The 9,831-nt window shown below is 61.5% G+C and carries 10 protein-coding genes and 1 tRNA gene; 4 read left to right on the top strand and 7 right to left on the bottom strand.

What is annotated here, in order from left to right; all coding sequences use genetic code 11:
• Positions 1-435: zinc-binding dehydrogenase (locus EN780_RS19215; protein WP_145970995.1), on the top strand; the 435-nt coding region annotated here is incomplete at its 5' end.
• A gap of 70 nt (positions 436-505) precedes the next feature.
• Here the strand turns inward: EN780_RS19215 and EN780_RS19220 are convergent.
• Complete coding sequence (locus tag EN780_RS19220) at positions 506-781, bottom strand: DUF1153 domain-containing protein (RefSeq protein ID WP_006203587.1); 276 nt, start codon at positions 779-781, stop codon at positions 506-508.
• Positions 782-1,042: 261 nt separating this feature from the next.
• Between EN780_RS19220 and mnmA the strand changes: the two genes are divergently transcribed.
• Positions 1,043-2,233 carry a tRNA 2-thiouridine(34) synthase MnmA gene (gene mnmA / locus EN780_RS19225; protein ID WP_128275007.1) on the top strand — a complete coding sequence of 397 codons (1,191 nt, stop codon included), beginning with the start codon at positions 1,043-1,045 and terminating at the stop codon, positions 2,231-2,233.
• 50 nt (positions 2,234-2,283) lie between these two features.
• On the opposite strand, the gene EN780_RS19230 is transcribed toward mnmA, so the two are convergent.
• Entirely contained in the window at positions 2,284-3,249 is a 966-nt protein-coding gene (locus tag EN780_RS19230; protein WP_128275008.1) for a Gfo/Idh/MocA family oxidoreductase, read from the bottom strand.
• Between the two features lie 238 nt (positions 3,250-3,487).
• Between EN780_RS19230 and EN780_RS19235 the strand changes: the two genes are divergently transcribed.
• Positions 3,488-3,564, top strand: a tRNA-Met gene (locus tag EN780_RS19235).
• Positions 3,565-3,713: 149 nt separating this feature from the next.
• Positions 3,714-4,904: an integrase arm-type DNA-binding domain-containing protein gene (locus EN780_RS19240; RefSeq protein ID WP_128275009.1), complete on the top strand. Its 1,191-nt coding sequence runs from the start codon at positions 3,714-3,716 to the stop codon at positions 4,902-4,904.
• Here the strand turns inward: EN780_RS19240 and gatB are convergent.
• The 5 genes from gatB to EN780_RS19265 all read right to left on the bottom strand — a co-directional run.
• Complete coding sequence (gatB, locus tag EN780_RS19245; RefSeq protein ID WP_128275010.1) at positions 4,901-6,373, bottom strand: Asp-tRNA(Asn)/Glu-tRNA(Gln) amidotransferase subunit GatB; 1,473 nt, start codon at positions 6,371-6,373, stop codon at positions 4,901-4,903. The genes EN780_RS19240 and gatB overlap by 4 nt on opposite strands.
• Before the next feature lie 24 nt (positions 6,374-6,397).
• A complete protein-coding gene (locus tag EN780_RS19250; protein ID WP_128275011.1) occupies positions 6,398-7,213 on the bottom strand; it encodes a DNA cytosine methyltransferase in 816 nt (271 codons plus the stop codon).
• 68 nt (positions 7,214-7,281) lie between these two features.
• On the bottom strand, positions 7,282-7,767 hold the full coding sequence (locus EN780_RS19255) for an SLOG family protein (RefSeq protein WP_189556610.1): 486 nt from the start codon (positions 7,765-7,767) through the stop codon (positions 7,282-7,284).
• Complete coding sequence (locus tag EN780_RS19260) at positions 7,764-8,432, bottom strand: hypothetical protein (RefSeq protein WP_128275013.1); 669 nt, start codon at positions 8,430-8,432, stop codon at positions 7,764-7,766. Before EN780_RS19260 ends, EN780_RS19255 begins: the two co-directional genes overlap by 4 nt.
• Before the next feature lie 84 nt (positions 8,433-8,516).
• The coding region (locus EN780_RS19265) for an SNF2-related protein (RefSeq protein WP_133372645.1) at positions 8,517-9,831 on the bottom strand (1,315 nt) is incomplete at its 5' end.

Below are 9,831 nucleotides of genomic sequence, written 5' to 3' on the forward strand. Positions count from 1 at the left end.
GACCTCGTCGGCGCCCATGTCATCGCCACCGCCAGTCCCGACAAGCTCGACTTCGTGCGCTCGATCGGCGCCGACGAGGTCGTCGACTACACCGCAGGTGATTTCACCGAAAAGGTCGGCGATGTCGATCTGGTGCTGGACGCAATCGGTGGCGATCATGCCGATCAGTCGCTGAAAGTCGTGCGTGACGGCGGCGTGCTGGTTTCGCTGCTCAACGTTCACGACGCCACCAGGGCAACGGCCGGCGCCCGCGGCATCCGCGTCGAGCGCATGTCGGTGGTGCCGGATCGCGACGGTCTCATTGAACTCGGCAAACTGATCGACGCGAAGAAGCTTGCCGTGCATGTGGCCGAAAGCTTTCCGCTGGCGCAAGCCGGCGACGCCCATGCCTTCCTCGCCGCCAGGCCGATCGGCAAGGTGGTGCTGGCGGTCTGAGCGCGGGACGATCCGACAGAAAACGCGAAGGGCGCGGTTTACCGCGCCCTTCGTTTAGCCTGAACAGGCATCAATGCCGGTATTGCTGGATGCGCGTCGTGCGCAGCCCGGCAAGGCCGTATTCGTCGATCGACGCTTGCCAGGAGAGGAATTCCTCGGTGGTGAGCTTGTAGCGCTGGCAAGCCTCTTCGAGGCTGAGCAGTCCGCCCCGCACCGCGGCCACAACTTCCGCCTTGCGCCGGATAACCCAGCGCCTCGTATTGGTCGGCGGCAGATCGGCAATCGTAAGAGGGCTGCCGTCAGGCCCGATAACATACTTGACTCGCGGTCTAACCAGATCGGTCATCGTACTCTCTACAAAAAACTCAAAGACCCAATCCCCGCCACAGTACCGCCACAGCTTTAAAAATTGCCTAAGCGAACCCTAATGACTAGGTAAGGATCGTGAACGTCGCGTTAGCGTTTTCCTCGGCATTTGAGAGATGCGCCGCCGGGCATTGATTTTGCAGGCAAAAAATCGACCCGTCCGGGAGACGCTGGCGCCACGCTGGTGCTTGACCTATATTCCGGCCATTGGCATTCAGACGCCACGCAGAACGAAAGAACCATGAACAGCCTCGACCTTCCCGGACGCCCCGAAAACACCCGCGTCGTCGTCGCCATGTCGGGCGGCGTCGATTCCTCCGTCGTCGCCGGCATCCTGAAGCGCGAAGGCTATGACGTCGTCGGCGTCACGCTGCAGCTCTATGACCATGGCGCGGCGACGCATCGCGCCGGCTCGTGCTGCGCCGGCCAGGACATCGACGACGCCCGCCGTGTCTCCGAGACGCTCGGCATCCCGCATTATGTGCTCGACTACGAGGAGCGCTTCCGCAAGGCGGTCATCGATCCCTTCGCCGATTCCTATGTCGCGGGCGAGACGCCGATTCCCTGCGTTTCGTGCAACCAGACGGTGAAGTTCGCCGACCTCCTGGCGACCGCGCAGGACCTTGGCGCCGATGCTCTGGCCACCGGCCACTACATCCGCTCCGGCGCCAATGGCGCCCATCGCGCGCTCTACCGCCCGGTCGATGCCGACCGCGACCAGAGCTATTTCCTGTTCGCCACCACGCAGGCGCAAATCGACTATCTGCGTTTTCCGCTGGGTGGCCTGTCGAAGCCGCAGGTTCGCGCCATCGCCGAGGAGATGGGGCTGACGGTCGCCGCCAAGCAGGACAGCCAGGACATCTGCTTCGTGCCGCAGGGCAAATATTCAGACATCATCGCCAAGCTGAAGCCTGCCGCCGCCAATCCCGGCGACATCGTCCACATCGACGGCCGTGTGCTCGGCCGCCATGAAGGCATCCTGCGCTACACGATCGGCCAGCGCCGCGGCATCGGCATCGCCTCCGGCGAGCCGCTCTATGTCGTCCATCTCGACGCCGACCGTGCCCGCGTCATCGTCGGCCCGCGCGAGGCGCTGGAGACGCACAAGATCTATCTGCGCAACATGAACTGGCTGGGCGACGGGCCGCTCTCCGACGTGCCGGCCGGCGGGTTGGAGCTGTTCGCCAAGGTCCGCTCGACGCGCCCGCCGCGTCCGGCGGTGCTGCATCACCGCGACGGCGTCACCTCGGTGGAGCTGGTCGACGGCGAGTCGGGCATCGCGCCCGGCCAGGCCTGCGTGCTCTATTCCGACGACGGCAACGAGGCGCGCGTGTTCGGCGGCGGCTTCATCGAACGCTCGGAGCGCGGCGCCGAGGCCGAGGCCATGCTGACGCGGCTTGCCGCCCGACCGGCGCAGATCCCCGCCGAATAGCGACGCGCTTCGCCGCGATTTCCGGACGTCAAAGGCGTTTTAGCCCGGGCTCAGGATGAAGGGCCGGAGTGGGTGACGGTGCCCGCCGTCAGGATGCGCAGCACCCTGATCGCTTCCTCGCCGCTGGTGCGCGGTTCGGCCCGCGTTTCGATGCATTGCATGAAATGCGCCAGCTCGCGCGTCAGCGGCATGCCTTCGCCGACCGCCACATAGGACGGCTCGTTGGCGGTGAAGGCCCACTGGCCGCTGTCCTGCCACACCGCATGGCGGTAGACGGCGAGCTTGCGCTCCCACGGCTCGACGTCGTCGAATACCGCCATCGCCTTGGTGCCGACCACCGTCAGCCGCCGCTCGCGGTAGGGATTGAGCCGCGAGGCGAAGAGATGGCCGCGCAGTCCGTTGGGAAAGCGCATGTGCAGATGCGCGAAGTCGCTGAGATTGTCGAGCAGCGCGGCCCCCTCGCCTCTCACTTCGATCGGCTCCGTGCCGGTGATAGCCAGGATCATCGACAGGTCGTGCGGCGCAAGGTCCCACAGCGCGTCGTTCTCGGTGTGGAACTTGCCAAGGCCGAGGCGATGCGAATGGATGTAGCGCACCTCGCCGAGCTCGCCATTGTCGATCAGGCCCTTGAGCGTCTCGAAAGCCGGGTGGAAGCGCAGCACATGGCCGACCATGAAGACGCGGCCGTGGTCCCTTGCCGCCTGCACCGAGCGCTCGGCGTCGGCGACCGTCAGCGCGATCGGCTTTTCCACCAGCACGTCCTTGCCGCCCTCGATGGCGCGCACCGCCATGTCGGCGTGGAACTGCGGCGGCAGCGCCATGACGATGCCGTCGACGTCATCGCGCTTGAACAACTGCTCAGGTTCGATCGCCAGACAGTCCTGCTCGCTGGCAAAGCCTTCCGCGCGCGCGCGATTGAGGTCCGAAACCGCGTGCAAGGCGCCGAGCGCCTTGAGAGTGCGGATATGGTTGCTGCCCCAGTATCCGCAACCGAGGACTGCAATGCGCGGCTTCATTCGCTCAAACTCTAGAATTTCGTGGCCGAGACATAGCGACGTGCCCCGTCGAACTCAACCCCGCGCCCCAGATCAAATGCCTGTCCGGCAAAGCTTTTGCTGCAGCGCAAATAAGCCGGGCGGGTGGCCGCATCGAAGCTTGACAGGCTTGCCCTCGCAACCTTATATCCGCGCCGACCTTGGTGAACGCTCCGACATGCCTTTAGATTTAGGTGGATTTCGGGCTTTTCGCCGCCCTGGCGGGGTAGCTCAGTTGGTTAGAGCACGGGAATCATAATCCTGGGGTCGGGGGTTCAAGTCCCTCTCCCGCTACCAGCCCTCTCTAGGGCACTCAAAAAATCTAATGAAATCAATGGGGCGACTAAGCGCTGTGTCCCGATACGTCCCAGCGCATCCCTTGATGTGGAGTCATTTGTGGGTATGTTGGCCATCCGACGACTCCACAGTTTGCGTAGGTTCTACCCATGCCCTTGACCGACATCCAGTGCCGGAACGCCAAGCCGAAAGCTGACGGATCGCCGACCAAATTGGCCGATGGTGGCGGTCTTTTTCTCGCTGTCACGGCGGCCGGTGGCAAATACTGGCGCATGACGTACCGTTTCGAAGGGAAGCAGAAACTGCTTTCCATCGGCGAATACCCCGATAAGTCGCTGGCCGATGCGCGCGCCCTGCTCGGCGCGCACAAGCGCACTTTGAAGGCTGGCAAAGACCCCGCCGAGAACAAGGCTGTCGCCGCCACGGGCGGAACGGACGGCTTTGAAACCGTGGCGCGAGAATGGCTCGAAGCTCAGAAGCCAGCCTGGGTGCCCGAGCATTATCAGCGCGTGCTCGGCCGGTTCGAGAATGACGTGTTTCCCGAGATCGGGACTATGCGCTGCCGCGACATCACGGCCGCCAAGGTGCTTGAGGTTTTGAAGAAGGTCGAAGGTCGAGGCGCGATCGATGTGACCAAGCGTATTCGTCAGTCGATTGGCAAAGTGTTCCGCCTGGCCATCGCCACGGGACGCGACGAACGCAACCCGGCTGCCGACCTAGTGGACGCACTGAAAGCGCGGCCGAAGGTGAAGCACATGGCGTCGCTGGAAGCTGACGAGATCGGCCAGTTCCTGACTAACCTGCAGGGCTACGACGGCGAGCGCCAGACGCGCGTGGCTATCGAACTGATCATGCACACGATGCTCCGCACCAACGAGCTTCGGTTTGGCAAGTGGAGCGAGATCAAGGGCGACCACTGGCTCATCAGCGCCGAGCGCATGAAGATGTCTCGCGACCATAAGGTGCCGCTGACGAAGCAGAGCAAGGCTCTCCTGTCCGAACTGAGAACCCTAGCCGGCGACTCCGAGTGGATAGTGCCGGGTGTCGGCGGCCAGAAGCCGATCAGCCAGAACACGATGATCTTCGCCCTGTATCGCCTCGGCTACCATAGCCGCCTGACCATCCACGGCTTCCGGTCGACGGCATCAACCGTGCTCAACGAGTCGGGCTTGTGGAGCCCCGATGCCATCGAACGCCAGCTTGCCCATGTCCACGGCGACAAGGTGCGCTCGGCCTACAACCGCTCGGAGTATTGGAGCGAGCGCGTGAAGATGATGGATTGGTGGAGCGACTACCTGACGGAGCGCAACTCGAATGATCTGTCGGCGTTGCTGGCCTAAAGCCCGAGCTTCGCCCTCACTAGGTCGTTGACGGCCTGCGGATTCGCCTTGCCGCCCATGGCCTTCATGACCTGGCCGACGAACCAGCCGGCCATTGTGGGCTTGAGGCGCGCCTGCTCCACCTTGTCAGGGTTGTCCGCGATCACATCGTCCACGGCCTTCTCGATCGCCCCGGTATCCGTCACCTGGCGAAGGTTCTGCGCCTCAACGATTTCGCGCGGATCGCCGCCGACCCGAATGACGATTTCCAGAACGTCTTTGGCGATCTTGCCCGAGATCGTCCCGTCCGCAACCATGCTGACGATTGCCGTGTTCGCCTGCGGGCTAACGATGTCGAGAGACGTAGCGCCCTCATTCATCACCCAATTGGCCGCGCGCTTGGCCTCGGCGCCGCTGGCCAGCATTGCCTCGAAGTGATCGGCCTTTTCTTTCTCGGCCGTCAGCACGTTCGCATCGTAGGGCGACAGGCCAAGCTCCTGCATGTAGCGCGCCTTCTTGGCGTCGGGCAGTTCGGGAAGGTCACGCTTCAGATCGAGGATGTAGCCCGGCGAGACTTCGAGCGGCAGTAGGTCGGGATCGGGGAAGTAGCGATAATCGTGCGCTTCCTCTTTGGACCGCATCGAACGCGTCTCGCCCTTGTTTGGATCGAACAGCCGCGTCTCCTGCTCGATCGAGCCGCCGTCTTCCAGAATGGCGATCTGCCGACGCGCTTCCGACTCAATTGCCTGGCCAATGAAGCGGATCGAGTTGACGTTCTTGATCTCGCAGCGCGTACCGAACGGCTCGCCTGGTCGACGCACTGAAACATTAACGTCGGCTCGCAGAGAGCCCTGCTCCATGTTGCCGTCGCAGGTGCCGAGATAGCGCATGATGTTGCGCAGCTTCGACACGTAGGCCTTCGCCTCGTCGGCCGAGCGCATGTCGGGCTTGGAGACGATCTCCATCAGCGCCACGCCAGAGCGGTTCAAATCGACATAGGAGAGGGTCGGATTCTGATCGTGAATGGACTTGCCCGCATCCTGTTCCAAGTGCAGGCGCTCGATGCGGACTTCGATGTCCTCGAACTGGCCATGCCGATCAGGTCCAATCGATACCTCGACGACGCCCTCGCCGACGATCGGCTGCTTGAATTGCGAAATCTGATAGCCCTGCGGCAGGTCAGGGTAGAAATAGTTTTTCCGATCGAACACAGACTTCGGATTGACCACGGCGTTCAGCCCGTGTCCCGTCCGAATGGCCTGCTTGACGCATTCCTCATTGATGACGGGCAGCATTCCCGGCATCGCAGCGTCGACCAGGCTCACATTGGCGTTCGGCGGCGCACCGAAGGATGTCGATGATCCGGAGAACAACTTGGCCTGGGATGTGACTTGTGCGTGAACCTCAAGCCCGATGATTACCTCCCAATCGCCGGTCGTCCCGGCAATCAGGTGTTTCGGATCGGTTTCGCGGATATCCATCGTGCTCATGGCCGCCTTGATAGGCGAAGGGCATCAGACCAGCAAGTCCTCTACGCTGCTAGGAGCCAGATCATCAGCGGATCGATCTGTTTCGAGATATGCTTTGATGAAGGCCGTGGCGACTTCGCCAACGATCGCGTTGCCGTAGGCGCGCAGGCGTCCCACTCTGGAGGTAGCCCCATCAACCAGCAGGCGAATTCCGGGTTGAGTGCGCCTAACTCTTCCAAGTTCTCCGGTCGTTCGGTGGTTGCCAAAGAATGGGCCACCGCTTGCACATTCAACGCCCATGAGTTCCTGACCCACTGTGATGGGCCGGCCCTGTTCGCGGCGTCCTGGACGGTTGGTGTCGGCCACAATGTAGGTGCGCATTCGCTCGTGGGGCGCTCCGCTGGCGAGAGCCGGAAGATCGATAGCCCCGAAGGCATAGTCCTCTCGCGCCAAGTCAATCGCCGCTCGATCGATCCAGGCAGGAGAGTCGTCAACCTGCTCGCCAAACACCGTGTCAGGTCGCTCAGACCCGATGAGATCGAGCCATACTGGCCACAGGTCGCGGGGATCGTTGAATCCCCTTGCGCGGTCTGCGGCTGCGGTTGAGTGTGGCTGGCACGGGCAAGAGCCTGTCCAGACGCGTCGATCGTCGGGCCAGCCAGCGGCACGCAAAGCGCGACTCCAGACGCCAATTCCGGCGAAGAAGTGGACCTGGGTAAAGCCTCTGAGATCATCCCCCCGAAGGTCTTCGATACTTCTCCTGTCGACGACGCCGTGTGCGATATGCCCTCGTTCGATAAGGTTCTCAAGCCAGTTGGCAGCGTATTCGTCGATCTCGTTGTAGAGAGCATAAGCAGTCATGGAAGCTCCGATTAGGAGCCTCACACTATCACCTTTTGCGTGATTTTCAACTATAAACGTGAAAGTAACTACACGAGCAACGTACTTAGGTCGTTGGTCCATCGCGGCCACAGGTTGTCAACCGGGCGACTGACCTTCTTGGCGTACTGGAGGCAATTGAAGGTGCCGCCCCACGAGCCGTCCCAAAGGGCACACATCTTGTGCGCTCGATCGACCATCCACTCGTTCCGCTGCTGCATCGCGCGGTTGCCGGGGATGTCACTGACGACGTGGATTTCGGATGCCTTGGACAGCAGCCAGGCCAGGCGGCGCCGGCTCTCAGGAGGCCACCGCGAGTCGTGCCCCTCGAATGGCACGGCCGCGATGTAGGGTATGCCTAGTTCGACGGCAGCCGTAGCGACCGCCTCATCCCAACCGAGCGCCATTCCGCTGATGGCGGTTTTCGGTTGCTCCTTTGTCAGATAAGCCACGGCCAGGTTGCTCAGGGCCGTGCGTACTTCGTCCCCATATCCGCCGAGCTTCGGCGGCCGGTGTCCGGTGCCAGCGACGATCAAAGACGTTCCGCAAACGATGTGACCGACCTGAACGCCGTCGTGTCAGCAAGGCGAACCTCGTAGCCGTTCGGCTTCCGCGTGCCCACCTTCTCGATCGTCGGCCAATCGAGTTCATAGATCGTGACCTGAAAATCCGCCTGCGGGATAACCCCAAGCGTCACGGTGCCATTCTTGGTGTCGTGCGGGATCAGGAAATAGCCGCCCCGCTCGCCGACGATCGACGTGACGTGCAGACGATAGTGAGCCCCACGGATGATGGCGTAAAGGTTGACGTTGTTGGCCTTTGCCACCACGTCGTCTTCCTCGGGAAATGACGGATGCCCACCGGCCATTTGAATGAAGCCGGCGACGACGTTCACTGCGCCGCCCGCGACGACGTTGTGGGTCTTGCGGGCCATCTCCGATAGGTCTGGAGACGTGCCGGTCAAAAGCCAGCCTTCGTCGACCTTCAGGATTCTGGCCAGCGCCTGGGCGGGCGCTCGACGCGGCATCGTCTCGCCTGCGAACCACTTCCGAACAGTCTCAGCCGCCACGGTGACGCCGTGCTTTTCAAGCTGGTCAACGAACCACTTAAGGCGGCCGAAATTTAGCGGGGGAACATCGGGATTGCCGTCGCAGGCGTTTTCCAGCCGGCGCGCGATATCGGGGTGTGCGATGTCTTTCAAATGTGTCTCCTTCTCTTAAACTTCCCCGTACCGCGTATATTGCCGAATCTTATAACGTGGAAATGTACACATTAAAAGTGAAAGTCAAGTGCGAAGTGTGAAATTTCGTATAATCCGGTCCTGAGTCATATCCTTGACGTTGAGGATGGTTAACGCACGCTCGTCATACGTGCCTCTGGCAATAATCGGATAAATCAACACCTGGTCCCTTTGTCCCGGTCGCGGAAGTCGAGCGTTAGCCTGCAGCCACAACTCAAGCGAGAAGGTCAACCCGAACCAGGCGGCAATGTGCCCTCCATATTGCAGATTCGTCCCATGCCCGATAGACGCCGGATGAGCAAGGAGTTTCCTGATTTTCCCTTTGTTCCAAAGGCTCACGGCATCCTTGTTCTCATTCGCAACGATGGCATCGGGCCAGCGTTTCCGAATCGCGTCCTTGTCAAACTTAAAGCTGTAGAAAATGAGAAGATTTTCGCCTTGGGCGCTGTCGACCAGTTCTTCAAGCGCCTCCATCTTGGCGTCATGGATGTGAACGACCGAGCGATCTTCCTTGTAGAGATGGCCGTTTGCGAACTGCAAAAGCTTGTTGGCGAGCACGCCATTTGAGACCGCCTCAACGTCATACGGCTCGCTGAAAAGTGTTTTTTCGAACTCCCTATAATCACGCATTGCGTGTTCCGGCAGGTCCACCTTCATCGGGATGAAGCGCGGATCAGGGACGACTTTTTCCTGCGGGATGGAGACGAGAAGGTCTTCCAGCTTTGCCAGGATGTCCCGTTCGGCGTTGGCGCGCGGCGTGACCGTGTGCGTGTAGCGGTCCTTCTCGAAGTAGCGGCGCTCGAAGGCCGACTTGTCAGGGCCGAGCCGACGCCCCTGATCGAGCAGATAGGCCTGGCCCCAAAGATCGATGATCCCTTGCGGTGCCGGCGTGCCCGTCAGTTCCACGATACGGCTGATCTTGCGGCGCGCGGTTGTCATGATCCCGAAACGGGTCATATTGCCGCCCTTACGCACCTTGATCGTGATCTCGCCCGCCTTGTTGACGGTTTTGACCTTGGTAGGTTTGGTGCGCCCCTCGCCGCTCTTGAAGCGGCTGGACTCGTCGATGATGACACAATCCCAATACCAATTTTCAATCGTTCGGATGTGCTGCGCGAGCCATGTGAGGTTTTCGAAGTTGATGGTTGTGATCTCGGCGCGGCGCTTGACCGCAGCTATGCGTTCCTCGGGCTCCCCCACCGCGACGGCGTAGGACAGCACGCGGGTGTGCTGCCACGTCTCGATCTCATCCGGCCAGGTGTTCTTCGCGACGAAGAAGGGTGCGATCACCAGGACGTGCTGTATCTCGAAGCGGTTGAGCAGGTCGTAGAGCGCATCGAGCGTGGCGCCGGTCTTGCCC

The sequence above is a fragment of the Mesorhizobium sp. M4B.F.Ca.ET.089.01.1.1 genome (assembly GCF_004022605.1).
Lineage (GTDB): Bacteria > Pseudomonadota > Alphaproteobacteria > Rhizobiales > Rhizobiaceae > Mesorhizobium > Mesorhizobium abyssinicae.

Bases quoted from the DNA above. Each gene is read 5' to 3' on its own strand.
- EN780_RS19220 (WP_006203587.1), bottom strand. From the start codon at position 781: ATGACCGATCTGGTTAGACCGCGAGTCAAGTATGTTATCGGGCCTGAC.
- gatB (WP_128275010.1), bottom strand. From the start codon at position 6,373: ATGAGCACGATGGATATCCGCGAAACCGATCCGAAACACCTGATTGCC.
- mnmA (WP_128275007.1), top strand. From the start codon at position 1,043: ATGAACAGCCTCGACCTTCCCGGACGCCCCGAAAACACCCGCGTCGTC.
- EN780_RS19240 (WP_128275009.1), top strand. From the start codon at position 3,714: ATGCCCTTGACCGACATCCAGTGCCGGAACGCCAAGCCGAAAGCTGAC.
- EN780_RS19230 (WP_128275008.1), bottom strand. From the start codon at position 3,249: ATGAAGCCGCGCATTGCAGTCCTCGGTTGCGGATACTGGGGCAGCAAC.
- EN780_RS19250 (WP_128275011.1), bottom strand. From the start codon at position 7,213: ATGACTGCTTATGCTCTCTACAACGAGATCGACGAATACGCTGCCAAC.